At 70.7% G+C, this 24900-nt stretch carries 22 protein-coding genes; 15 read left to right on the top strand and 7 right to left on the bottom strand.

What is annotated here, in order from left to right; all coding sequences use genetic code 11:
- Positions 1-13: 13 nt before the first annotated feature.
- Together ASF45_RS07405 and mgrA are read right to left on the bottom strand one after the other, a co-directional pair.
- Positions 14-1627 carry an ABC transporter substrate-binding protein gene (locus ASF45_RS07405; RefSeq protein WP_056659442.1) on the bottom strand — a complete coding sequence of 538 codons (1614 nt, stop codon included), beginning with the start codon at positions 1625-1627 and terminating at the stop codon, positions 14-16.
- An 8-nt stretch (positions 1628-1635) separates the two neighbouring features.
- Positions 1636-2676: an L-glyceraldehyde 3-phosphate reductase gene (gene mgrA / locus ASF45_RS07400; protein ID WP_056659613.1), complete on the bottom strand. Its 1041-nt coding sequence runs from the start codon at positions 2674-2676 to the stop codon at positions 1636-1638.
- 222 nt (positions 2677-2898) lie between these two features.
- Here mgrA and ASF45_RS07395 point away from each other — a divergent pair, with 222 nt between their 5' ends.
- The 5 genes from ASF45_RS07395 (at position 2899) to ASF45_RS07375 (ending at position 8724) form a co-directional block, all read left to right on the top strand.
- Positions 2899-4512 (top strand): ABC transporter substrate-binding protein, encoded by a 1614-nt coding sequence (locus ASF45_RS07395; RefSeq protein ID WP_056659440.1) that lies wholly within the window; start codon positions 2899-2901, stop codon positions 4510-4512.
- Positions 4513-4689: 177 nt separating this feature from the next.
- Positions 4690-5640 (top strand): ABC transporter permease, encoded by a 951-nt coding sequence (locus tag ASF45_RS07390; protein ID WP_056659437.1) that lies wholly within the window; start codon positions 4690-4692, stop codon positions 5638-5640.
- Positions 5637-6494, top strand: a complete 858-nt coding sequence (locus ASF45_RS07385; protein WP_056659434.1) for an ABC transporter permease — start codon at positions 5637-5639, stop codon at positions 6492-6494. The genes ASF45_RS07390 and ASF45_RS07385 overlap by 4 nt, the downstream gene beginning before the upstream one ends.
- Positions 6491-8113, top strand: a complete 1623-nt coding sequence (locus ASF45_RS07380) for an ABC transporter ATP-binding protein (protein ID WP_056659431.1) — start codon at positions 6491-6493, stop codon at positions 8111-8113. The genes ASF45_RS07385 and ASF45_RS07380 overlap by 4 nt, the downstream gene beginning before the upstream one ends.
- A gap of 152 nt (positions 8114-8265) precedes the next feature.
- Positions 8266-8724: a hypothetical protein gene (locus ASF45_RS07375; protein ID WP_056659428.1), complete on the top strand. Its 459-nt coding sequence runs from the start codon at positions 8266-8268 to the stop codon at positions 8722-8724.
- A 68-nt stretch (positions 8725-8792) separates the two neighbouring features.
- Here the strand turns inward: ASF45_RS07375 and ASF45_RS07370 are convergent, their stop codons facing one another.
- From ASF45_RS07370 to ASF45_RS07355, 4 genes are read right to left on the bottom strand one after another with little or no spacing between them, the layout of a single operon-like run.
- Positions 8793-9449: a methionine ABC transporter permease gene (locus ASF45_RS07370; protein WP_056659425.1), complete on the bottom strand. Its 657-nt coding sequence runs from the start codon at positions 9447-9449 to the stop codon at positions 8793-8795.
- Positions 9430-10497, bottom strand: coding sequence for a methionine ABC transporter ATP-binding protein (locus ASF45_RS07365; RefSeq protein WP_056659422.1), 1068 nt, complete (start codon positions 10495-10497; stop codon positions 9430-9432). The genes ASF45_RS07370 and ASF45_RS07365 overlap by 20 nt, the downstream gene beginning before the upstream one ends.
- A 4-nt stretch (positions 10498-10501) precedes the next feature.
- A complete protein-coding gene (locus ASF45_RS07360) occupies positions 10502-11326 on the bottom strand; it encodes a MetQ/NlpA family ABC transporter substrate-binding protein (protein WP_082550859.1) in 825 nt (274 codons plus the stop codon).
- 9 nt (positions 11327-11335) lie between these two features.
- On the bottom strand, positions 11336-12154 hold the full coding sequence (locus tag ASF45_RS07355; protein ID WP_056659419.1) for a MetQ/NlpA family ABC transporter substrate-binding protein: 819 nt from the start codon (positions 12152-12154) through the stop codon (positions 11336-11338).
- A 157-nt stretch (positions 12155-12311) separates the two neighbouring features.
- Between ASF45_RS07355 and ASF45_RS07350 the strand changes: the two genes are divergently transcribed.
- Both ASF45_RS07350 and ASF45_RS07345 read left to right on the top strand, forming a co-directional pair.
- Positions 12312-13592: a sigma-70 family RNA polymerase sigma factor gene (locus ASF45_RS07350; protein ID WP_056659609.1), complete on the top strand. Its 1281-nt coding sequence runs from the start codon at positions 12312-12314 to the stop codon at positions 13590-13592.
- A gap of 84 nt (positions 13593-13676) precedes the next feature.
- Entirely contained in the window at positions 13677-16091 is a 2415-nt protein-coding gene (locus tag ASF45_RS07345) for a TonB-dependent siderophore receptor (RefSeq protein ID WP_056659416.1), read from the top strand.
- Between the two features lie 99 nt (positions 16092-16190).
- On the opposite strand, the gene msuE is transcribed toward ASF45_RS07345, so the two are convergent.
- Positions 16191-16757: an FMN reductase gene (msuE, locus tag ASF45_RS07340; RefSeq protein ID WP_056659414.1), complete on the bottom strand. Its 567-nt coding sequence runs from the start codon at positions 16755-16757 to the stop codon at positions 16191-16193.
- A 215-nt stretch (positions 16758-16972) separates the two neighbouring features.
- Here msuE and ASF45_RS07335 point away from each other — a divergent pair, with 215 nt between their 5' ends.
- From ASF45_RS07335 to ASF45_RS07300, 8 genes are all read left to right on the top strand, one after another.
- Entirely contained in the window at positions 16973-17818 is an 846-nt protein-coding gene (locus tag ASF45_RS07335; protein WP_056659411.1) for a methionine ABC transporter ATP-binding protein, read from the top strand.
- Positions 17811-18473, top strand: a complete 663-nt coding sequence (locus ASF45_RS07330) for a methionine ABC transporter permease (protein WP_056659408.1) — start codon at positions 17811-17813, stop codon at positions 18471-18473. The genes ASF45_RS07335 and ASF45_RS07330 overlap by 8 nt, the downstream gene beginning before the upstream one ends.
- A gap of 23 nt (positions 18474-18496) precedes the next feature.
- The gene (locus ASF45_RS07325; protein WP_056659405.1) at positions 18497-19312 is read left to right on the top strand and encodes a MetQ/NlpA family ABC transporter substrate-binding protein; all 816 of its coding nucleotides are present in this window, start codon (positions 18497-18499) and stop codon (positions 19310-19312) included.
- A gap of 16 nt (positions 19313-19328) precedes the next feature.
- A complete protein-coding gene (locus ASF45_RS07320) occupies positions 19329-19907 on the top strand; it encodes a hypothetical protein (protein ID WP_056659402.1) in 579 nt (192 codons plus the stop codon).
- Between the two features lie 340 nt (positions 19908-20247).
- Positions 20248-20541 carry a co-chaperone GroES gene (groES, locus tag ASF45_RS07315; protein ID WP_056659399.1) on the top strand — a complete coding sequence of 98 codons (294 nt, stop codon included), beginning with the start codon at positions 20248-20250 and terminating at the stop codon, positions 20539-20541.
- A gap of 22 nt (positions 20542-20563) precedes the next feature.
- Positions 20564-22213: a chaperonin GroEL gene (gene groL / locus ASF45_RS07310; RefSeq protein ID WP_056659396.1), complete on the top strand. Its 1650-nt coding sequence runs from the start codon at positions 20564-20566 to the stop codon at positions 22211-22213.
- A gap of 281 nt (positions 22214-22494) precedes the next feature.
- A complete protein-coding gene (locus ASF45_RS07305) occupies positions 22495-23478 on the top strand; it encodes a sulfonate ABC transporter substrate-binding protein (protein WP_056659393.1) in 984 nt (327 codons plus the stop codon).
- A gap of 1 nt (position 23479) precedes the next feature.
- A complete protein-coding gene (locus ASF45_RS07300; RefSeq protein ID WP_056659390.1) occupies positions 23480-24808 on the top strand; it encodes an LLM class flavin-dependent oxidoreductase in 1329 nt (442 codons plus the stop codon).
- Positions 24809-24900: the final 92 nt, after the last annotated feature.

Genomic DNA, 24900 nt, shown 5'->3' with positions numbered 1-24900 from the left:
AACAGGTCCTTCGTCATTTCGGGGAAAGCCAGGCGTCGGCGAGGGAGGCGTAGAGGCCGTCGCCCTGGGCGGTGGTCTTGTGCACGCGGGTGCTGGACACGGTGATCCAGTCGAGTTCGACCAGGTCGAGGATGGGCACCTCTTCTTGCAGGAAGGCCTGCCACTGGTCGATCAGCGCGCGGCGCCTGGCCGGGTCGGCCTCGACGGCGGCGGCCTCCATGAGCTGGTCGAGTTCGGGGTTGGCGTAGCCCGAGCCGTTGCTCCAGGGCACGCCCTTCACGATGTTCTTGCTCCAGTACCAGCGCTGCACGCCCAGCGTAGGATCGGGCAGGTTGTGCAGGCTGGTCAGGAACAGGTCGAAGTCGGCATCGCCGAACACGCGCTTCAGGTACACGCCCGCATCGGACACGCGCAGCTCCACCTCGATGCCCACGCGCGCCAAGTTCTGTTTGATGAACTCGGCCGTGCGCGTGGCCTCCAGCGAGCCCGTGCCGTAGTCCAGCGTGAGCTTGAAGCGCGGGGCGTTGCCCTGGCGCTTGAAGCCGGCGGCATCCAGCAAGGCCTCGGCCTGCTTGGGGTCGTGCCTGTACTGTTTGCCCTTGTTGCTGAAGAAGGCCGGCACGGTGGACGGGATCGCGCTCTGCGCCACGCGGCCGTAGCCGCGGAACACCACACGCAGCAGCGCCTCGCGGTCCAGCGCGTACATGAGGGCCTGGCGCACGCGCTTGTCGGCCAGCTGGGGCTTGCGCGTGTTCACCTGCACCAGCTGGATCGAGGCGAGGTAGTTGCCGTCCGTGGTATTGATGCGGTACCTGGCCTTGTCGGCGAACTGCGTGAGGTTGGAGATCGGGATGTTGGAGGCCAGCGCCACCTGCACCTCGTCGCCCGCCAGCGCCACGGCGCGCGCCGCGGCCTCGGGGATGAACTTGAAGACCACGCCGTCCAGGTAGGGCAGGCCGTTGCGCCAGTAGTTCGGGTTGCGCTCCAGCGCGATGTGGCTGCCGCGCACCCACTCCCTGAAGCGGAACGGGCCGGTGCCGATGGGCGCGTTGTTGGCCGGGTTCTTGAGCAGGTCCGTGCCCTCGTACAGGTGCTTGGGCACGACCTGCGCGCCGTAGACGTTCAGGAAGGCCAGCAGGTAGGGCGTGGGCCGCGAGAAGCGCAGCACGGCCGTGTGCGCGTCCGGCGTGTCCACGGCGGTGACCGAGGCGTAGGCCAGCCGGCCGCCGGGGTGGAACTTCTGCCAGATGTTGAGCAGCGAGAAGGCCACGTCGGCGGACGTGAAGTCGCGCCCGTCGTGCCACTTCACGTTGCGGCGCAGGTTCAGTGTGAGCGACAGGCCGTCCGGCGCGAAGGCCCAGGACTCGGCCAGCTCGGGCTGGGGCTGCAGCTTCTCGTCGAACCAGACCAGGCCTTCGCTGATCTTGCCCGCGATCATGGTGGTCTGCATGGTCGTGAGGAAGGCGGCCGAGATGGTCTGTGGCTCGGGCGCGAGCGAGATCACGAGCGTGCCGCCGCGTTGCGGGGTGCCCGTGGCCTGTGCGAAGGCGGCCGTGCCGAAGAAGGGCGAGGCGGCGAGGGCCAGGCTGCCTTGCAGCAGGTGGCGGCGGGTGGAGGGCAGGCGCATGGTGGTCCTCAAGCCCAGTCGGTGGCGGGCTTGCGCCACAGGTCGATGCCACCGTCCACGGCGTGGCGGTCGATCTCGGCCAGTTCCTCGGCGCTGAACTGGCTGTTCTGCAGGGCGGCGACGTTCTCCACCAACTGCTCGGGCCGGCTCGCGCCGATCAGGGCCGAACTCACGCGCGCATCGCGCAGCGTCCAGGCCAGCGCCAGCTGGGCCAGGCTCTGGCCTCTTCGGCGTGCGATCTCGCGCAGTGCACGGGCACGTGCCAGGTTCTCGGGCGCCAGGTGGTCGGTCTTGAGCGAGCCACCGCCGGCGCGGTGGATGCGTGCATCGGCCGGCGCTTCGTCCAGGTACTTGTCGGTCAACAGGCCCTGGGCCAGCGGCGTGAACGCGATCACGCCAGCGCCGACTTCCTCGGTCGCGTCCAGCAGCTCGGGCTCGATCCAGCGGTTGAACAGGTTGTAGGCCGGCTGGTGGATCAAGAGCGGCAGCTTCCAGTCGGCCAGCAGCGCGGCGATCTCGCGCGTCTTGCGCGCCGAGTACGAGGAGATGCCCACGTACAGCGCCTTGCCCTGGCGCACGGCCTGGGCCAGCGCGGCGGCGGTTTCCTCCAGCGGCGTGTCGGCGTCGAAGCGGTGCGCGTAGAAGATGTCCACGTAGTCCAGGCCCAGGCGCGAAAGGCTCTGGTCCAGGCTGGCCAGCACATGCTTGCGCGAGCCGCCGCCCCGGCCGTAGGGGCCGGGCCACATGTCCCAGCCGGCCTTGCTGGAGATGACGAGCTCGTCGCGGTAGGGCTTGAAGTCCTCGCGCAGCAGGCGGCCGAAGTTGATTTCCGCGCTGCCGTAGGGCGGGCCGTAGTTGTTGGCCAGGTCGAAGTGGTTGATGCCGAGGTCGAAGGCCGTGCGCAGCAGCGCGCGCTGGGTGGCGATGGGCGTGCTGTCGCCGAAGTTGTGCCACAGGCCCAGCGAGAGGGCCGGCAGCACCAGGCCGCTGCGGCCCACGCGGCGGTAGGGCAGGCGCTCGTAGCGGTCGGCGGAAGGCAGATAAGACATGGGCGCAGCGTGCAAAAGGGCGCCACTGTCGTTGCGCGCGGCGGCCATCGGAAAGAAGCTTTGCGCATGTCGATATGCACCGTGGCGTGGCGCGCACACCGAGTTTGCTTATGCGAAACCATGCTTTGGCCTGTGCGGCGCGGCGCCTACATTGCGAGCCCTTCCGGCCCGTGCCCTGCCTGCACGCGGACCCCTGTCGCACCCATTCGCAAGGATCTCCCCATGAACAAGCTCGTGTCGCGCCGCACCGCCGGCGCGCTGGCGCTGTCGTTGCTGGCCGCCACCACCGCGGCCTTGGCCGCCCCCGCCGGCGAGGCCGGCCCACCCCAGCGCGGCGGCCAGCTCATCGTGGCGCTGCGCGCCGAGCCCGTGCTGCTCAACCCGCTGGTGGACCAGGGCTCGGGCGCGCACTCGGTGCGCCCCGTGCTCGACTCGCTGGTCTGGGACAACGGCGACGGCAGCTACGACCCCTGGCTGGCCGAGCGCTGGGAGATCTCCGCCGACGCCAAGGTCTACACCTTCCACCTGCGCCGCGACGTGAAGTTCCACGACGGCACGCCGTTCAACGCCGAGGCCGTCAAGGCCAACTTCGACTTCATCGCCAACCCGGCCAACAAGTCCACCGGCTCCACGGCCAAGCTCAAGCCCGTGGCGCGCGTCGTCGACGCCTACACGCTGGAGGTGACATTGGGCACGCCCGAGTCGAGCTTCCTCACGCTGATCGCGGCACCGTACTTCGGCATCATCTCCCGGCAGCAGCTGGAGCAGGACCCCAAGTCGTTGTCGAGCAAGCTGATCGGCACCGGCCCCTTCAAGTTCGACCGCTGGGTCAAGGGCCAGAGCCTGTCCTACGTGCGCAACGACGCGTACAACTGGGCGCCGCCCAAGTTCCACCGCGGCACCGCCTACGTGGACAGCGTGCGCTACGTGTTCCTGCCCGAGGACCAGACCCGCTACAACGCGCTGCTGACGGGCGAGGCCCATGTGGTGGACTACATCCCGCCCGAGCACGCCAAGACCGTCAAGGCCGGCAAGTACCAGACCTCGGAGTTCCTGCTGCCCGGCGTTGGCTACAGCCTGCACCTGAACACGCGCAAGCCGCCCTTCGACCAGAAGGAAGTGCGCCTGGCCCTGCTGGCGGGCCTGGACCGCGCCGGCATTGCGAGCGCCGCGAGTTTCGGCGCCTACCCGGCGCAGGAGTACCTGGCGACCACCACGCCGGACTTTGCCAAGAACCTCAAGAACAGGATCCGCCACGACCCCAAGCGCGCCGGTGAACTGCTGGACGCCGCCGGCTGGACCCAGCGCGACGCGCAGGGCTACCGTACCAAGGACGGCAAGCGCCTGTCGACCGCATCGCCCTATGCCGACAACGACCAGCTCGCGCAGCGCACGCTGGAGCAGGTGCAGGTCGACGCCCGCAAGCTCGGCATCGAGATCCAGCTGCAGCCCGTGACCGCGACCGACCTGGCGCAGCGCCTGTACAACGGCAACTACGGCATCCTGGGCTCGTTCCAGTCCGAGGCCACGGGCATGCAGCTGTGGCGGTTGTACGGCAGCGACAACATCAGCGACGGCAGCACCGTGGGCTCGAACGCCTCGTTCCTGAGCATCCCCGAACTCGACGCCGTGCTGGCCAAGGCCCGTTCGTCCGGCAAGGCCGCCGACCGCGCGCGCTACTACGCCGAAGCGCAGGAGATCCTGCCGAACTTCGCGCCCTCGGTCCCGCTGTACACGCGTGGCCGCCTGGTGGCGGCGCAGTCCAACGTGCACGGTGTGTCCTGGGACAAGGCCTGGCCGCAGCCCTATCTCTTCGATGCCTGGATTGCAAAGTGAGCCATCCCCCCAGGCCGCTTCGCGGCTCCCCCCTTCCGCTGCGCGAAGGGGGGCACATCCAGCGGCCTGGCAGAGCCAGTTCCGCGGATGTCGCTGGCATGGCCTGCTCCGCGGCCCTCGGCACCGTTGCCCGCCGGCCATTGCTGACGCTGCGACGCCCCCTGCGTGGAGAAGGCGGTGAGTAAGGCACGCGGCACCCTCCTGCTGCGCCGCTTCGGCCTGGCGCTGCTCACGCTCTGGGGCGCGGCCACGTTCGCGTTCCTCGCGCTGCGCTTGGTGCCCACAGACCCGGCCCTGGTCATCGCCGGGGCAGGGCAGGACGCCGTCGCCATCACCAAGGAGGTGCTGGACGCGATCCGCGCCGAGTACCACCTGGACCAGCCGCTCGTCGTGCAGTACCTGCTGTACCTCGGGCGGCTGCTGCGTGGCGACCTCGGCATCTCCTACGCGCAGGACCAGCCCGTGCTGGCGCTGATCGCCGAGCAGGCCGGGCCCACGCTGGCGCTGGCCGGCCTGGCCAGCCTGTTCGCGGTCGTGCTGTCGGCCGGCGTCGCCTTGTTGACGGCTGGGCACCGCACGGCCAGCGCACTGGCCAGCGCGGTGGAACTCGTGCTCGCCTCCACGCCCGTGTTCTGGGTCGGCTTCCTGCTGATGCTGGGGTTGGCCGTGCAGTGGCGCGTGTTCCCGCTGCTCGACACCGGCGACCTGCGCACGCTGGTGCTGCCCGCACTGACCATCGCGCTGCCCACGGCCGCGCCGCTGGCCCAGGTGCTGCGCCGTGCGCTCGACGAGGTGCTGGAGCAGCCCTTCATCCTGACGGCCCGCGCGCGCGGCCTGTCGCGCCTGGGCGTGAAGCTGCGGCACGCGCTGCGCCACGCCGTGATCCCCTACCTCACGATGCTGGGCTTCTCGTTCGGCGCGCTGCTGGGCGGCGCCGCCATCACCGAGACCCTGTTCGGCCGTCCGGGCCTGGGCCGGCTGCTCGTCAACGCCGTCACGCGGCAGGACATGCCGCTGGTGCTGGGCCTGGTCATCGTCGGCACGCTGGCCTTCATCGCCATCAACACGCTCATCGACATGGCCTACATCCTGATCGACCACCGCATCGACGCGGCGCCTGCCACATGAGTGCGGCCGCGGTTCCTTCCGGCCTGGCGCTGCCGGCCACGCGCTGGCCCGGCATCGGCGAGCTGTTCGCCGCGCTGAGCCTGGCCGTGGTGCTGCTGTTCGCCGTGGCCGCGCTGTGGCCCGAATTGCTGGCGCCCGGCGACCCGCTGGCAGCCGACCGCAGCGCGCTGCTGGCGCCGCCCTCTAGCGCCCATCCCTTCGGCACCGACCAGATCGGCCGCGACGTCTACACGCGCGTGGTGCACGGCTCGCGCTCCTCGCTCGCGCTGGGCTTCGGCGCCGTCGCACTGGCCGTCATCGTGGGCTCGGCGCTGGGCCTGGTCGCAGGACTCACGCGCCGCTACGCGCCGACCATCGTGATGCGGCTGACCGACATCGGCGCGGCCTTTCCCGAGCTGCTGCTGGCCATCTTCATCGTCGCGCTGTTCGGCAGCGGCGTGCTGCATGCCGCGCTGGCCATCGGCGTGGCCGGCATTCCCTACTACACGCGCGTGGTGCGGGCCCAGGCCCTGCGCACGCGCGCCGAGCCCTTCGTCGAAGCCGCACGTGCGCTCGGCCTGTCGCCGGCCGAAGTGCTGTGGCGCCACACCGTCCCCAACGCGCTGCGGCCCGTGGGCACGATCGCCACGCTGGGCCTGGGTGGCGCCACGCTGGCCGGCGCGGCGCTGAGCTTCCTGGGCCTGGGCAGCCCGCCACCCGCACCCGAATGGGGTTCCATGCTGACCAATGCGCGCAGCTTTCTGACCATGGGCTGGTGGGCCGCGGTGTTTCCGGGCGCGGCGCTGACCGTGTTCGTGGCCAGCACCACGGTGCTGGGGCAGTGGCTGCAGCGGCGTTCGGAGGGCCGGTCATGAGGCTGCTGCCAGAGCATGCGGCGCAAGGTGCCGCGCCCGCCACGACCCAGCCGCTCGTGCGCGTGCGCAATCTCGCGGTGGACTTCCGCCAGGGCTGGCACTGGCGCCAGGCCGTCGGCGGCGTGAGCTTCGACATTCCGCGCGGCGGCTGCGTGGCCCTGGTGGGCGAGTCCGGCTCGGGCAAGAGCGTCACAGCGCGCAGCCTGCTGGGGCTGCACGGTGCCGGCGCGCGCGTGCGTGCCGACGCGCTGGAACTGGGCGGCCGCAACCTGCTGGGCCTGCGCGAGCGCCAATGGCGCGCCGTGCGCGGCCGCGAGGTCGGCTACGTCCTGCAGGACGCGCTGGTCTCGCTCGACCCGCTGCGCAGCATCGGCCAGGAGCTGGCCGAGGCCGTGCGCGCCACGGGCGGCCCGCGCGGCGCGGCCACCGAGGCGCGCGTGCTGGAACTGCTGGCACGCGCCCGGCTCGACGGTGCGGCCGAGCGCCTGCACGCCTACCCAGGCCAGCTGTCGGGCGGGCAGCGCCAGCGTGCGCTGATTGCGAGCGCACTGGCCGGCACGCCGCCGCTCTTGGTCGCCGACGAGCCGACCACGGCGCTGGATGCGTCGGTGCAGCAGCAGATCCTCGCGCTGTTCCGCGAACTGCGCGAGGCCGGCACGGCGCTGTTGCTGATCAGCCACGACCTCGGCGTGGTGGCCCAGCTCGCCGACCATGTGCTGGTGCTGCGCGGCGGCGAGGTGGTGGAGTCCGGCCCGACCGCGCAGGTGCTGCGCCGCCCCCGCCACGCCTACACGCGCGCGCTGCTCGACGCCGTGCCGCGCTTCGGTGCCTCGGCCCGCGACACGGGGCCGGCCGCACCCGCGCAGCCCAGCGCGGAACCGCTGCTGCGCGTGCAAGGCATCCGCCAGCGCTTCGGCGATCGCGAGGTCGTGCGCGGCGTGGACCTGGTCCTGCACCCGGGCCGCACGCTGGGCCTGGTCGGCGAGTCGGGCTCGGGCAAGACGACGCTGGCGCGCATCGTCGCGGGCCTGCAGACGCCCAGCGCGGGCGAGCTCGTCGCCGGCCCGCTGCTGCAGCGCCCGGCCGCGGGCCTTGCGCGCGCCATCCAGTTCGTCTACCAGGACCCCCTGTCGTCCTTCGACCCGCGCCACACGGTCGGCACCATCCTGGCCCAGGCGCTGGCGCTGCGCTTCGGCCGCGAGCCCAAGGTGCGGGTGCGCGAGCGCGTGGCCGCGTGGCTCGCGCGCGTGGAACTGCCTGCGGCCCTGGCCGCGCGCCGGCCGCTCACCTTGTCGGGCGGCCAGCGCCAGCGCGTGGCGATCGCCCGTGCACTGGCCGTGGAGCCGCGGCTGGTGGTCATGGACGAGCCCGTGTCGGCCCTGGACGTCTCGGTGCAGCAGCAGGTGCTGCGGCTCGTCGCCGCCCTGCAGCGCGACACCGGCGCGGCCTTCCTGTTCATCTCGCACGACCTGGGCGTGATCCGCCAGGTCAGCCACGACGTGGCGGTGCTGCAGGGCGGGGTGCTGCGCGAGTTCGGCCCGGCGCGCGAGGTGCTGGAGCATCCGCAGGATGCCTACACGCGCGCCTTGCTGGCGGCGGTGGCGCAGCTGCCGGCCTGAGGCGCACCGGCGCAGACCTCCCGCGGGGCAGGAAGGTTGCCACCAGGGGTGCCAGCCGCACGGGGATCGATGGACAATGCGCTCCTCACCCGACCGACGCGGCCAGCACGATGCTCTTTTCTCCCTCCACGTTCCGTTCTCTTCCCCCGGCGTTGCTGCGCGACCCGTCCTCGGCCCGGATCGGTGCGATCGTGCAGGCCTTCGGCGCAGGGGGCATCGACGCGGGCCTGCGCGCCATGAACGCCGGCGTGGCGCACCGCTACTCCGGCATCTTCGCGCTGGACGGCGAGCTGCTGCGCAACACGCACATGTTCGACAAGCTGGGCGAAGTGAAGCCCGAAGCGCTCGAGGTGGTCGTGCTCAAGGACAGCTTCTGCCAGATCGCCCTGCGCGAAGGCTACTTCCTGACCGACAACACGAAGGACGACCGCCGGCTGGACTACAGCCCCTTCCAGGGCGTCGTGATGTCCTACCACGGCGTGCCGCTGCTGAACGACCGCGGCGACCTGCACGGCACCCTGTGCCATTTCGACCTGGTCGAGCAGGCGATCTCGGACGAGGAGCTGGCCTGCCTGCAGTTCACGGCCAGGCTGTTGCCGTCGTATCTCTAGCGGCGCGGTTGCCAGGCGGGGGCGCGGCGGTCCGCGTCGCGCGGCGGCGGCGGCTCGACCGCAGCGGCTCAGCCCCGATGGTCCACGCGCCGTGCCAGCCGCTCGCCTGCGAACTGCAGCACCGAGACCAGCGCGACCAGGACCACGATGACCTCGAACATCACGCGCGTCTCGTAGCGCTCGTAGCCGTAGCGGATGGCCAGGTCGCCCAGGCCGCCGGCGCCGACCGCACCGGCCATGGCCGAGGCGTTGACCATGGCGATCACGCTGACCGTCATGCCGCCGATGATGCCGTGCAGGGCCTCGGGCAGCAGCACATGGCGCACGATGTGCCAGCGCTTGCAGCCCATGGCGCGCGCCGCCTCGATGAGCCCGCCGTCCACCTCGTTGAGGCTGACCTGCGCGATGCGCGCGTAGAACGGGATCAGGTTGGCTGCCAGTGGCACCACCGCCGCCCAGGTGCCCAGCGTGGTGCCGACGATGGCGCGCGTGACGGGCAGCAGCGCCACCAGCAGGATGATGAAGGGGATGGCGCGGCAGATGTTGACCGCGATGGACAGGCCCTTGTGCAGCCGTGGCCGCGCACAGACGCCGCGTGGCCCCGTCACGTTGAGCACGATGGCCAGCAGCAGGCCCGTGCCGATCGCGATGACGGCCGAGACGCCCACCATGGCCAGGGTTTCCAGCAGCGCCTGCAGGTAGCGTTCAAGCGGGGGCAGGGACATGGCCGAGCAGTGCGAGGTGGTCGGCGCCGAGGGTCTGGCGCAGCTGGTCTTCGGAGGGGGCGGTGGCGGCAGGCAGCGACAGCAGCAGCCGGCCGTGCGCGTGGCCGCGGATGCGGTCCAGCCCGCCGTGCAGCAGTTCGGCGCCGGGGCCCAGCGCGGCCAGCGCCGCCAGCGGCAAGCCCTGGGCCGGCGTGCGGCCCGTGAAGCCGGCGCTGTAGATGGCGCGGCCGGGCCGGCCGTCCAGCGTGGGCACCAGCGCCTGCGCGAGGTCGTCCGGCAGCCCGTGCTGCAGCGGGCGCAGCAGCGCGCGCGTGGCCTCGGACTGCGGATCGCCGAACACGCGCCAGACCTCCCCGAGCTCCTGGCGCCGGCCGGCGTCCAGCACCAGCACGCGGTCGCAGATGGCGCGGATCACGGCCATGTCGTGCGTGATCAGCACCACCGTGAGCCCCAGCTGCCGGTTGATGTCGCGCAGCAGCCCCAGGATGGACTGCGTGGTCTCGGGGTCCAGCGCCGAGGTGGCCTCGTCGCACAGCAGCACCTCGGGCCCGTGCACGAGCGCGCGCGCGATGCCCACGCGCTGCTTCTGGCCGCCCGAGAGCTTGGCCGGGTAGACATCGGCCTTGTCGGCCAGGCCGACCAGGGCCAGCAGTTCCTCCACGCGCGCATGGATGGCAGCCGGCCGCCAGCCGGCCACGCGCAGCGGCAGCGCCACGTTCTCGCGCACCGTCTTGGCGGCCAGCAGGTTGAAGTGCTGGAAGATCATGCCGATGCGCCGGCGCAGTGCCACGAGCGCGTCCTCGTCGAGGCCGCCGACGTCGATGCCGTCCACGGTCACGCGGCCGCCGCTGGGCGCTTCCAGCGCGTTGATGGCGCGCAGCAGCGTGGACTTGCCCGCGCCGCTGCGGCCGATGATGCCGAACACCTCGCCGCGCAGCACCGAGAAGCTCAGCGCCTCGAGCGCCTGCACCGCACCGAAGCGCTTGTGCACCTGCTCGAAGACGATGTGGGGCGTGGCCAGGTCCACGGCGGGCGGGGCGCCGCTCATGGTGTCAGAACGCCGGCACCACGGAGCCCTGGTACTTGCGCTCGATGAAGGCGCGAACTTCAGGCGACTGGTAGGACCTGACCAACGGTGCGACCCAGGCCGCGCCGCGGTCCTGCTCTCGCACGACGATGATGTTGACGTAGGGGTTGTTCTCGCGCTTTTCCACCGCAAGCCCGTCGCGCGTGGCGATCAGTCCGGCCTGGTAGGCGAAGGTGTTGACGATGGCCGAAGCGTCCAGGTCTTCGAGCGAGCGCGCCAGCACCACGGAGGCCGCCTCCACCAGCTGCACCTTCTTCCTGTAGCCCGTGATGTCGGCCAGCGTGGCCGTGCCCTTGGCCGGATCGAAGCCCTCGCGCAGCGTCAACACACCCTGGTCGCGCAGCACCACGAGCGCGCGCGTCTGGTTGCTGGGATCGTTCGGGATGCCCAGGCGCGCGTTCTCGGGCAGGTCGCCAAAGCGCTTGTGCTTCTTCGAATAGAAGGCGATCGGCGAGATGTAGGTGTCGCCCACCGACACGAGCCTGTAGCCGCGCTGCTGCACCTGGTCGCGCAGGAAGGGCACGTGCTGGAACGAGTTGGCCTCCAGGTCGCCGTTGTTGAGGGCCTCGTTGGGGCTGGCCGCGCCGGTGACGACGACGGGCTTGACGTTCAGGCCGTTCTTCTTCGCCACCTGGGTCACCACCTCCCAGATCTCCTCGTCCGTGCCGCCGCGCACGCCCACGCGCAGGGTCGGCGTCTGGGCCTGGGCGCTGCCGTAGCGCGCGGCGGTCAGGAACACGGCGAGGGTGCCGAGGCGGCGCAGGCTGGCGCGTCTGGATGGTTCTTGCATGGGGTGTCCTCAGAAGGCCGGCACCAGGGCGCCGTTGAATCGGGTGTCGATGAACTGTTTGACCTCGGGCGACTGGTAGGCCGCCACCAGGCGCTTGGCCCAGGGCTTGTCCTGGTCGGCACGGCGCACGGCGATCAGGTTGGCGTAGGGGCTCTTGGGCGACTCCTTGATCACGGCATCGCGTGCCAGCGACAGGCCGGCCTTCTCGGCGTAGTCGTTGTTGATCGAGGCGATGGCCAGGTCGTCGAGCGAGCGCGGCAGCTGCGCGGCGTCCAGCGGCACCAGCTTGAGCTTCTTCGGGTTGGCCACCACGTCCAGCGGCGTGGCCGTGTTGTTCTTCACGGCCTCGGGTTTGAGCGTGATCAGGCCGGCGCTCTGCTGCAGCAGCAGCGCGCGGTTGCCGTTGGAGGGGTCGTTCTGGATGCCGACCGAGGCGCCCTCGGGCAGCGCGTCGATCGACTTGATCTTGCGCGAGTAAAAGCCCAGCGGCGCGGTGACGGTCAGGCCCACGGGCACGATGTCGAAGCCGCGCGCCTTGTTCTGGTTGTCCAGGAAGGGCTGGTGCTGGAAGGCGTTGGCGTCCAGGTCGCCGGCGGCCAGTGCGGCGTTGGGCAGCTGGTAGTCGTTGAACACCACCACGTCCAACTGCAGGCCCTGCTGCGCGGCGACCTTCTTGACCACCTCGAAGATCTGCTCGGCATTGCCGACCGAGATGCCGACCTTCAGGCGTTGCTTGTCCTGGGCGATGGCGGAGCCGGCGGTCAGGGCGAGCAGGGTGGCGGCGGTGCCGGCCAGCAGGGACCGTCGGTGGCGAAGGAATGGCGTCATGGCGCGCGGTGCGAAGTGTTGGAGACGGCACTGTCGCCGCGGCGCGCGCGCAAGGGAACGAAGGAACGCGCATGTGCATATGCGCGGCGTGGTGCGCGGGCGCTGTAGTGGTTGACAATGAGAAATATTCTCATTGGAGGCTATGATCGTGGCCGCCATGAACCCGCCCGCCGCTTCCACGAGCGCCTTGCTCAGCGCCTTCGAGACCCATTACACCGAGCTGATCCGCTACATCGCCCGGCGCACCGGCAATCTGGAGGAGGCGCGCGGCCTGGCGCACGACACCTGGCTGCGCATCGCCGAGCGCCAGGGCGGCGCGCAGGACGCCACGCCGGCCGACCCGCGCGCCTACCTGTTCACCGTCTCGCACAACCTGGCCATGAACCACCTGCGGCGCGACCAGTGGATGGCGGGCTACCTGGCGGAGTGCGGGCAGGCCGATGCCGCATCCCCCGCGCAGGCCCCCGACGTGGCCGACACCGCGATGTACCGCCAGGCCCTGGCCGTGGTCGAGCAGGCGCTGGCCGGCCTCGCCCCCCGCGCGCGCGACGCCTACCTGGCCTGCGGTCTGCACGGGGAGAAGCAGGCGGACACCGCGGCCCGGCTGGGCGTGTCGCTCAACACGGTGGAGCGCGACATCGGCCAGGCCACGCGCTGCATCGAGGATGCGCTGCATGCCTGGCGCCACACGCCGCCGGCCCATGCCCGGCCCAAGGCCGCCGGCCGCCGCAGATCGCTGGCGGCCCTGCTCGGCGTGTTCGCCGTGGGTGCCACCGGCACCGCCCTGTGGCAGCACCTGCAGCGCGAAGCCCGGCGCTTCCAGACCGCGCTGTCCACGCTGCGCGGCCAGCGGCTGCAGCGCAGCCTGCCCGACGGCTCCGAACTCACGCTCGACGCGGCCAGCCGCATCGAGGTCGACTACGACGCCGCGCAGCGGCGCGTCCGGCTGCTGGACGGCGCGGCCTTCTTCGCGGTGCGCCGCGATGCGGACCGGCCCTTCATCGTCCAGGCGCGCGGCGTGCAGGTCACCGTGCTGGGCACCCGCTTCGGCGTGGAGATCGACGGCGGGCAGGGCGTGCTGGTGCAGGTGGAATCGGGCCGGGTGCGGGTGGACGCCTGGGGCCGCACGCAGGAACTGGGCGCCGGCCAGGGCCTGCGCGCCCACGGTGGCAGGACGCAGCTGAGCGACGTCGCCCGCCCGGCCGCCTGGCGCCAGGGCGAGATCGCTTTCGACGCCGTGCCACTGGCCGATGCGCTGGCGCGGGTGGAGCGCTATGCGCCCACCCCGCTGCGCGCCGCGCCCGGCGTGGCCGGGCTGCGCATCAGCGGCAAGCTGCGGGTGGCCGACGCCGGCGACTGGCTGGCCTCGCTGCCACGCGTGCTGCCGGTGCGGCTGAAGACGCTGCCCGATGGCGGCGTGGAGGTTGCGGCGCGGTAGCGGCCAAGAAAAGAGTTTCAGGGTTTTCGCGGCTCGTCGGTCTTACCGGTTGTGAACGCATTGCAACCAACCCAGACCGCCGTCATGCAGAACCAACTTCCCGCGCGCCGCCACCGCCTGGCCGGCGCCGTCGCTGCCCTGGGCTTTGCCCTCTCGCTGCAGTCCGCACTGGCGCAGAACCTCTCGTTCGACATCCCCGCGCAGCCGCTGCCGGCCGCGCTGGCCGCGTTCGCCGGGCAGGCCGGCCTGCAGCTGGCTTTTCCGCCCGAGCTGGTGCAGGGCAAGCAGGGCCAGCGTGTGGCCGGGCAGCGCGAACTGCGCACGGCCCTGAACGAGCTGCTGGCCGGCACCGGCCTGCAGGGGCATGTGCAGGGCAAGACGCTGGTGGTCCAGCGCCTGGCGGCGTCGTCGGCGTCCACGCTGCCGTCCGTCACCGTGTCCGCCGCCGCCGAACGCAGCGCGACCACCGAGGGTTCGGACAGCTTTGCGGTCCGCGCGGTCAGCATCGCCAAGGGCGACCAGGCCCTGAAGGACATCCCGCAGTCCATCAGCGTGATGACGCGCAAGCAGCTGGACGAGCAGGGCATCGTCGACATGCGCGTGGCCGCCAACAGCGTCACCGGCGTGGTGGCGGCCAATGGCAACGGCCAGGGCATGACACTCACCGCGCGCGGCTTCGGCATCGGCACCTGGCTGTACGATGGCGTGGCCATTCCGCGCGACATGTGGTCTCTGGGCAACTGGGGCACCGAAGACATGGTCTTCTTCGACCGCATGGAGGTGCTGCGCGGCGCCTCCGGCCTGCTGCAGGGCACCGGCAGCCCGGGTGGCTCCGTCAACCTGGTGCGCAAGCGCGGCCAGCCCGAGAAGACCGTGGCCATCACGGCCCGCGCCGGCTCCTGGGACCGCTACGGCCTGCAGCTGGACGCCGGCGGGCCGCTGAACCAGGACGGCTCCCTGCGCGGGCGCGTGGTGCTGGACGAAGCCCGCAGCCATTCCTTCGTCGACCAGGTGCACAACCGCACGCACAAGGCCTATGGCGCGCTGGACTACGACATCGGTGCCGACACCACCGTGGGCATCGCCGTCGGCCACTCGGACAGCGCAGGGCGGCCGATGATCTATGGCCTGCCCATCAACGCGGCGGGCAGCGACATGGGGCTGCCGCGTTCGACCTACACCGGCGCCCGGTGGAACCGGGCCGGCATCGCGCAGACCAGCGTGTACGCCGACCTGAGCCACCGCTTCAACGCGGATTGGACGCTCAAGGTCTCCGCGCTGCGCATGCGCGAGAAGGCCAGCTCCACGCACCAGCGCCTGCACGGCGTCACCGCGGCCAACGGCAGTGGGCTGACCTACGCCAACTGGATCACGGACTTCGACAGCGACACGGTGGGGCTCGATGCCTTCGTGAACGGTCGCTTCGAGGCGCTCGGCCTGCGCCACGAACTGACGCTGGGCAGCAGCTACGCGAAGTACAAGACCAACGACATGTTCGCCCGCAGCTTCACGGCCGGCGGCAATGTCTTCGCCATCGACCACGACCGCGCCGAGCCGACCGTGGCCAGCCTGCTGGCGGCGGGGGGACGGCAGTACCTGTCGGCCTACGACGTGGAGCAAAAGGGCGTCTACGCGCGGCTGCGCACCCGCCTGACCGAACCACTGACGGCCATCGTCGGCGTGCGCGCCAGCTGGTACGACAACCTCTACACCGACCGGGCGAGCGGCTCCGAGACCCCGCAGCGCGCTTCGGGCGAGATCACGCCCTATGCCGGCCTGGTCTACGCGCTGACGCCGCAATGGTCGCTCTACGGCAGCTACTCGGGCGTGTTCGAGCCGCAGTCCGAACGCACGGCGCAGGGCACGGTGCTGGAGCCGGTCACCGGGGTCAACCTGGAGGCCGGCATCAAGGGCGAGCTGCTCGACGGGCGCGTGAACGCCTCGCTGGCCGTGTTCCGCTACGACCACAAGAACCGCGCCGTCACCGACATGGCGTCGGGCATGCAGTGCGACGGCTGGTACTGCGCGCAAGCCACCGGCAAGGTGCGCAGCCAGGGGGTCGAAGCGGAAGTCAGCGGGGAAGTCCTGCCCCGTCTCCAGCTGACGGCCGGCTACACCTACAACACCACCGAATACCTGAGCGATCCGGAACTGCAGGGCCAGGTCTACAGCACCTGGACGCCAAGCCACATGCTGCGGACCTGGGCCTCCTACCGCCTGCCCGGCGACTGGAACAGCGTGACGGTGGGTGCCGGCTTCACCACGCAGAGCCACACCCAGAGCCATACCTTCAGCAGCAACAAGTTCCGGGTGCCCGGCTACACGGTGGCGAACCTGCGCCTGGGCTGGCAGGCCACGCGCGAAGTCCAGCTGGCGGTGAACGTGAACAACCTGTTCGACAAGCGCTACTGGCTGCCGGGCTTCGTCGGTTACTCCGGCTTCGACTTCGGTGATCCGCGCAACGTGATGTTCACGCTGAAGTACACGCCCCGGCTGTGAGGCGGGGCGGCACGCGCCGCGCCGGGTCGAGAAAAAACCCCGGGGCGCGGTGCGCACCGGGGCCGAACGGCCCCAGGAGGCCAGGAGACAAGGGTGAACTCAGGCGGCGCGCAGCAGCGGGCGGCGTTGGCTGGCGTCGAACAGCGGCACGGCGCGCTCGGCCGCCAGTTGCAGCCGGGCCTGCAGGGCCGGGCTCGTGACGCGGTAGTTGTCGAAGTCGGTGTTGGTGCCGTACACGCCGATCGGCAGCGTCAGCGACTGGAAGAAGCTGAACAGCGGGCGCAGCTGGTGGTCCAGCACCAGCGCGTGGCGGTCGCTGCCACCCGTGGCCGCCAGCAGCACCGGCTTGTCGACCAGCGACTCCTGGCCGACCAGGTCGAACAGGTGCTTGAAGTGGCCCGGGTAGGAGCCGCGGTAGACCGGCGCGGCCGCGATCAGCAGGTCGGCCGACTCGATGGACGCCAGATGGCCCTGGATCTCCTGCGGCAGTTCCTCGCGCGACAGCGCCTGGCCCAGCGGGCGGGCGAAGTCGCCGATCTGCAGGATGCGTGTGCGCGCCACCAGGCGCTGTTCCAGTTCGACGACGAGCGCGTCGACCAGCGCACGGGTGCGCGAAGGCTGGTAGGTGCTGCCGACGACGGCGACGATGTCCAGGGGCTTGGTCATGGGAAGGGGGACTGAAAAGGCAGAGAAGGCTGCCACTCTAGGGTTGGCCCGGGCGCCCACCAACGAACGAAAACCGATATGCATAGAAGCTTTTCGTGCCCAGGCCCCGCGGCCGCTTCTGCGCAAACCGCATAAGCAGCGTCCGATTGATTCGTTCACGCGGCGCCCGCGCCTGCCCACACTGCAGCTTCTTTCCGTCCCCACACGCTGCACCCATGTCCCATCCCACTGCCGCGCCGCCCGTGATCCGCCTCGAAGGCGTGCACAAGTCCTTCCGGCTGCCCAACGGCGACGCCTTCGACGCCGTGCGCCGCACCACGCTGGAAGTCCATGAAGGCGATGTGTTCGGCCTGGTCGGCCAGAGCGGCGCCGGCAAGTCCACGCTGCTGCGCCTGATCAACCTGCTGGAGCGGCCCGACGCCGGCCGCGTGTTCGTGGCCGGCCGCGAGCTGACCGCGCTGTCGCGCGCCGAACTGCGCGCCGCGCGCCAGCAGATCGGCATGATCTTCCAGCAGTTCAACCTGGTGCAGAACGCCACGGTGTTCGACAACGTGGCCTTCCCGCTGCGCATCCACGGCAAGCACGACCGCGCCGAGACCGAGGCGCGCGTGCGCGAATGCCTGGCCCTGGTGGGCCTGTCGGAGAAGGTCGACAGCTACCCGGCCCAGTTGTCGGGCGGGCAGAAGCAGCGCGTGGCCATCGCGCGGGCGCTGGCGCCGCGCCCGCAGGTGCTGCTGTGCGACGAGCCCACCTCGGCGCTGGACAGCGAGACCACGCGCGCGCTGCTGCAGCAGCTGCGCGAGATCAACCACCAGCTCGGTGTGACCATCGTGATCGTCACGCACGAGCTGCCCGTGGTGCAGGCGCTGTGCCGCCATGTCGCCATTTTGGAGAAGGGCCAGGTGGTCGAGCAGTTCGCCGTCGACGGCCCGGTGGCCGCGCGCAAGACCGGGCTGGGCCAGGAGATCGATGCGCTGGTGCGCCAGCGCACGCGCGAGACGAACGAACGGCAGCAGCAGGCCGCTGCCCCCGTGCCGCTGCGCGAGGTGGCCCATGCCTGACAACATCGCCGCCATCCTGCCCGAGCTGTGGCTGGCCACGGGCCAGACCTTCCTGATGCTGGCCATCGGCCTGTCGGCCGCGCTGCTGCTGGGCGGGCCGCTCGGCGTGCTGCTGTTCCTGCTCGGCCCCGGCCAGTCGCTGGAGAACCGGCCGCTGTTCCTGGTGCTGAACTGGGTCGTCAACACCGTGCGCTCCTTCCCCTTCATCATCCTCTTGGTGGCGCTGGTGCCGTTCACGCGCATCATCGCCGGCACCTCCATCGGCCCGCTGGCCGCGGCCGTGCCGCTGTCGTTCGCCGCCATCCCGTACTTCGCGCGGCTGGTCGACCAGTCGCTGCGCGAGGTGCCGCGCGGCGTGATCGAGGCGGCGCACGCCATGGGCGCATCGGAGCTGCAGATCGTGCTGCGCGTGCTGCTGGTCGAGGCCAGATCGGGCCTGGTGCTGGCGCTCACCGTGCTGGCCGTGAGCTTCCTGTCCTACTCCGCCGTGGCCGGCGTGGTGGGCGGCGGCGGCATCGGCGACCTGGCGATCCGCTACGGCTACTACCGCTTCCAGACCGACGTCATGGTGCTGACCGTGGCGCTGCTCGTGGTGCTCGTGCAGATTCTGCAGTTCGCCGGCAACGGCCTGGCCAGCAAGCTCGACAAGCGCTGAACCCCTTCGTCCTTCCACACACCATGTCCATGATCCGTCGCACCACGCTGGCCGCGCTGGCCACCATCGCCCTGGCCGCCGCGCCCGCCGCATTCGCCCAATCCGCCGCCAAGAAGGAGCTGGTGATCGGCGCCACCGCCGGCTCCAACGTCGACGTGCTCAAGCTCGGCATCCAGCCGCAGCTCGAGAAGAAGGGCTACAAGGTCAGGCTCGTCGAGTTCAACGACTACGTGCAGCCCAACCTCGCGCTGGCCCAGGGTTCGCTGGACGTCAACTACTTCCAGCACATCATCTACCTCCAAAAGTTCGCGCAGGACCAGAAGCTGGACCTGGCCGAAATCGTGCAGGGCCCGATCGCGCCGCTGGGCATCTATTCCAGCAAGCGCAAGGCCGTCGCCGAGGTGAAGGAGGGCGACCGTGTCTCGCTGCCCAACGACCCGAGCAACCTGGCGCGGGCGCTGGTGCTGCTGCAGAGCCAGGGCCTGTTGACCGTGCGCGCCGACGTGGATCCGCTGCGCGTCTCCGAGAAGGACATCACGGCCAACCCCAAGAAGCTCAAGCTCGTGCCGCTCGAGGCCGCGCAGCTGCCGCGCTCGCTGGGCGACGTGGAGTGGGCCATCGTCAACGGCAACTTCGCGATCTCCTCGGGCCTGAAACTGACCGAGGCCGTGGTGCTCGAGAAGACGCCCGACCACTACCTGCTGGTGGCCGCAGTCAAGAGCGCGGACAAGGCCCAGCCCTGGGCCCGGGACGTGGTCGAGGCCTTCAAGACGCCGGAGTTCAAGGCGGTGCTGGACAAGCACTTCGCCGGCTACGCGCGGCCGAGCTTCCTGCAGTAGACCGACGGAGGCCGCCATGGTCGCGCTCGCACGCTTCGACACCGAGGGCCGTTGGGAAGAGACCTGGGTCTGCGACGGCCTGGTCCGCCAGCACCTCGCGCCCACGGGCGTGCAGTTCGGCCGCTGGCCGCTGCGCCCGCTGCCGGCCCCCGGCGGCCTGGATGCGGTACAGGCGGCCTACGCCGAAGAACTCGCGGACCTGGGGCCCGACTTCAGGCTGCACAGCGCCGACCGCGTCGCACTGGCGCCGGGCGACGCGCGCTGGCCCGCGCTGCGCCAGCAGTTCCTGGCCGAGCACCGGCATGGCGATGCCGAGATCCGCTTCTTCCTGTCGGGCACCGGCCTGTTCTACCTGCGCAGCGGCGATGGCTTCCTGGGCCTGTTGTGCGAGGCCGGGGAATGGGTGGCGCTGCCCGCGGGCCTGGCGCATGGCTTCGACGCGGGCGAGGCACCGGCCTTCGAGGCCCTGCGCCTGTTCGGCCAGCCCGAGGGCTGGGTGGCCGAGCCCACGGGCGCGGCGCTGCCGGCGCTGCCGCTGTACGACGACTTCGTCGCGCAGCTGCTGGAGCAGGTGGGCGAGGAGCTCGAGGGTTGAGAACGTGTGAACGAACCGCTCGCACCCACGCGAGGCCCCGATAGGCATTCGTCTCCCTCATGATTGCCGTGCCCAGGGCCTCGCCCTTCGGGCCGGGGCGCGCCAGGCCACATGCGGGCGTTGCAGTCCTTGCCCGGGCACAAGCCCGGGCTGCGGCCTGCGCCTACGCCTGCGGCCCGCCGCACCCCGTCGTGGGCGCGATCGGTTCATTCACACGTTCTGCGCCGCATCCTCGTTTTCCGAGCAAGCAACTGACGATCCCTTCGTTCCCCCGGCCGGCAGGCGCTTGAAGAATGGGCTGCACCAACAACGCATTCTTCCTCCCAGGAACCCTCTTCACATGTCTTCCATCCGTCCCCTGCACGACCGCCTGATCGTCCAACGCAGCGACCCCGAAACCAAGACCGCCAGCGGCATCGTGATCCCCGATTCGGCCGGCGAGAAGCCCGAGCAGGGCGTGGTGCTGGCCGTGGGCCCGGGCAAGCGCGACGAGCAAGGCCAGCGCGTCACGCCCGACGTGAAGGCCGGCGACCGCGTGCTGTTCGGCAAGTACGGCGGCCAGACCGTCAAGCTGGACGGCAAGGAAGTGCTGGTGCTGCGCGAGGACGAAGTCCTCGGCGTCATCGAGAACTGATTCAAACAAGAAGGAAACCACCATGGCAGCCAAACACGTCCTGTTTGCCGACGACGCCCGCGCCAAGATCGTGCGCGGCGTGAACATCCTGGCCGACGCGGTCAAGGTCACGCTGGGCCCCAAGGGCCGCAACGTGGTGCTGGAGCGCAGCTTCGGCGCGCCCACCGTCACCAAGGACGGCGTCTCCGTCGCCAAGGAGATCGAGCTCAAGGACAAGTACGAGAACATCGGCGCCCAGCTGGTCAAGGAAGTGGCCTCGCGCACCAGCGACAACGCGGGCGACGGCACCACCACCGCCACCGTGCTGGCCCAGGCCATCGTGCGCGAGGGCTTCAAGTACGTGGCCGCCGGCCTGAACCCGGCCGACCTCAAGCGCGGCGTCGACAAGGCCGTCACGGCCCTGGTGGCCGAGGTCAAGACCCTGTCCAAGCCGACCACCACGAGCAAGGAGATCGCGCAGGTCGGCGCGATCTCGGCCAACTCCGACTGGGACGTGGGCCAGATCATTGCCGACGCCATCGACAAGGTCGGCAAGGAAGGCGTGATCACGGTCGAGGATGGCAAGAGCCTGCACAACGAACTCGACGTGGTCGAGGGCCTGCAGTTCGACCGCGGCTACCTTTCGCCCTACTTCATCAACAACGCCGACCGCCAGGTCGCGGCGCTGGACAACCCCTTCATCCTGCTGTTCGACAAGAAGATCAGCAACATCCGCGAGCTGCTGCCCACGCTGGAGGCCGTGGCCAAGGCCGGCCGCCCGCTGCTGATCATTGCCGAAGAGGTCGAGGGCGAGGCCCTGGCCACGCTGGTGGTCAACTCCATCCGCGGCATCCTCAAGGTCGTGGCCGTCAAGGCGCCGGGCTTCGGCGACCGCCGCAAGGCCATCCTCGAAGACATCGCCATCCTGACGGGCGGCAAGGTCATCGCCGAGGAGGTGGGCCTCACGCTGGAGAAGGTCACGCTGGCCGACCTGGGCCAGGCCAAGCGCGCCGAGATCGGCAAGGAAAACACCATCGTGATCGACGGCGCAGGCACGGCGGCCGACATCGAGGCGCGCGTCAAGCAGATCCGCGTGCAGATCGACGAGGCCACCAGCGACTACGACCGCGAGAAGCTGCAGGAACGCGTGGCCAAGCTGGCCGGCGGCGTGGCCGTGATCAAGGTCGGCGCGGCCACCGAGGTCGAGCTCAAGGAGAAGAAGGCGCGTGTCGAGGACGCGCTGCACGCCACGCGTGCGGCCGTCGAAGAGGGCGTGGTACCCGGTGGCGGCGTGGCCCTGCTGCGTGCCAAGCAGGCGGTCAAGAAGGCCGGTGTGCTCAAGGGCGACAACGCCGACCAGGACGCCGGCATCGCCTTGGTGCTGCGCGCCATCGAGGAGCCGCTGCGCCAGATCGTCGGCAACGCCGGCGAGGAGGCCAGCGTGGTCGTGGCCCGTGTGCTCGAACTCTCGGGCAACCACGGCTACAACGCCGCCAACGGCAGCTATGGCGACCTCGTCGAGCAGGGCGTGCTGGACCCGGCCAAGGTCACGCGCACGGCGCTGCAGAACGCGGCTTCCGTGGCCAGCCTGATCCTGACGACCGAGGCCATCGTGGCCGAGCTGCCCAAGGACGAGACGCCGCTGCCCGCCGCAGGCGGTGCGCCGGGCGGCTTTGGCGGCGCCGACTTCTGACGCCGGGCCCGCCGCAGTGGCGGGCCTCCACCGTGTTCAGGCTGTGGCCGGTGCTGCGGCGGGCGTGGGGCTCGCGGGGACCGCAGCACCGGCCACGGCCCTGGACCTGCGCCGTCGTGGACGGCGCTTTTTCGTTGCAGGCGCTGCGCGGCATCGCGCGAAAACCGCATAAGAAAGCGCGCAAAGCGTCGTCGACGCCCAGGCGGCACCGGCCTAAGCTGGCCACCACATCCACCGCACGCGTGCCCACGCCGCGTCCGCCCCGTTCCAGGAGTTCTGCCATGGGCCACATCCCTTCATCTCGACCGACCCGCCGCCAGTTCGGCACCGCCGCACTCGCCGCATCCGCCTGGGCGCTCGCGCCCGCCGGCGCGGCCTGGGGCCAGTCCGCGCTGCCCAAGGAGGTGCGCATCGGCTTCCAGAAGGGCTCGGCCATCCTGGTGCTGGCGCGCAAGCAGCAGGTGGTGGAGAAACGGCTGGCTGCGCTCGGCGTGCCCAGCGTGAAGTGGGTGGAGTTCCAGTTCGGCCCGCCCATGCTGGAGGCGTTGGGCGCTGGCGCCATCGACCTGGGTTCGGTGGGCGACACGCCGCCGATCTTCGCGCAGGCCGGCGGCTCCAACCTGGTGTATGCGGCGGCCACGCCCTCGGCCCAGCATGCCGTGCTGGTACCGAAGAATTCGCCGATCCGGACCGTGGCCGAGCTCAAGGGCAAGAAGCTGGCCTTCGGCAAGGGCTCCAGCGCGCAGAACGTGGCGGTCAAGGCACTGGCCCAGGCCGGCCTGAAGTTCGACGACGTCCAGCCCACCTACCTGTCGCCGGCCGACGCGACGGCGGCCTTCAACGGCGGCAACATCGACGCCTGGGTGGTCTGGGACCCCTACTACGCCATCGCCGAGGAGCGCTACGGCGCCCGCGTGATCGCCGACACCTCGGACAAGCGGCTGGCGAGCTCGTCGTACTACATGGCCGGCAAGGACTTCGCCGCGCGCCACCCTGGCGCGCTGGGTGCGGTGCTGGACGAGATCCGCAAGCTCACCGAATGGTCGGGAAGCCACCGCGACGAGCTCGCCGCGCTGGCGGCCGAGGCCACCGGCATCGACGTGAAGTCCTGGTCGGCCGCGTTCGCACGCGCGGAGTTCTCGCTCACCCCGGTGACCGACGCCCACGTCGCCCAGCAGCAGGAGCTGGCCGACACCTTCCAGGCCCTGGGCATCATCCCGCGCAAGATCGACGTCAAGCAGATCGTCTGGCGCGCGCCCGCGTGACATGCCATCGACCCGCCAACTGCACCTGGGCGCCTTCATGCGCCCGGTCAGCATCCACACCGGCGCCTGGCGCTATCCCGGCGCCTGGCGCGATGCCAACTTCAACTTCGAGCGCCTGAAGACCCTGGCCCAGGCGCTGGAGCGGGCCTGCTTCGACGCCTTCTTCATGGCCGACCACCTGGCCGTGCTGAACATGCCGATCGAGGCGCTGCAGCGCAGCCACACGGTCAGCTCCTTCGAGCCGTTCACGCTGCTGTCGGCGCTGGCCCAGCACACCACGCACCTGGGCCTGGTGGCCACGGCCTCGACCACCTTCGACGAGCCCTTCCACATCGCGCGGCGCTTCGCCTCGCTGGACCATTTGAGCGGCGGCCGCGCGGGCTGGAACATCGTCACCACCTCCAACCCCGACGCGGCGCTGAACTTCGGCCGCACGGACCACATGGAGCACGACGAGCGCTATGCGCGTGCCCGCGAGTTCCAGAGCGTGGTCACGGGCCTGTGGGACAGCTGGGCCGACGACGCCTTCGTGCGCGACGCCGAGAGTGGCCGCTTCTTCGATCCGGCGCGCCTGCACACGCTGAACCACCGCGGCACCTACCTGAACGTCAAGGGCCCGCTGCACATCGCGCGGCCGGTGCAGGGCTGGCCCGTGATCGTGCAGGCCGGGGCGTCCGAGCCCGGCCGCCAGCTCGCCGCCGAGACCGCCGAGGTGGTGTTCGCCGCGCCCGGCACACTGGAGAACGCGCAGCGCTTCTACGCCGACGTGAAGGGCCGCATGCGCGCCATCGGCCGCGATCCGGAGCACCTCAAGATCCTGCCCGGCGCCTTCGTGGTCGTGGGCGAGACGGTGGAGGAGGCGCGTGCGGTCCGCGCGCGGCTCGACAGCCTGGTGCACGCAGACAGCGCCATCGCCTCGCTGTCGATCGCGCTGGGCCACGACGTGTCCGGCTTCGACCTCGACGCCCCGCTGCCCGAGATTCCGCCCACCAACGCGAGCCAGACCAGCCGCGAGCGCGCCATCGAACTGGGCCGGCGCGAGAACCTCACGGTGCGCCAGCTCGCGCAGCGCCTGGGCGGCTACGCCGGCCTGGCCTTCGTGGGCACGCCGCAGACGATTGCCGACGAGATGCAGCACTGGCTGGAGAGCGGCGGCAGCGACGGCTTCAACATCATGTTCCCCTGGCTGCCCGGCGGCCTGCTGGACTTCGTCGACAAGGTCGTGCCCGAACTGCAGCGCCGCGGCATCTTCCGCCGCGCCTACAGCGGTCGCACGCTGCGCGAACACCTGGGCCTGCCACGGCCCGCCAACCGCTTCTTTCCCGCCTGAGAGCTTGTGAAGAAATCGCTTGAGCTCACGCAAGACCCCGACGCAGGCAGTTTCAACAACCAGCCATTGCTCGCGGGGTCTTGCCCTGCGGG

The organism is Pseudorhodoferax sp. Leaf265 (assembly GCF_001422365.1).
In the GTDB taxonomy this organism is placed as follows: Bacteria; Pseudomonadota; Gammaproteobacteria; order Burkholderiales; family Burkholderiaceae_C; genus Pseudorhodoferax.
This window is presented reverse-complemented; position numbering and strand designations above follow the sequence as displayed.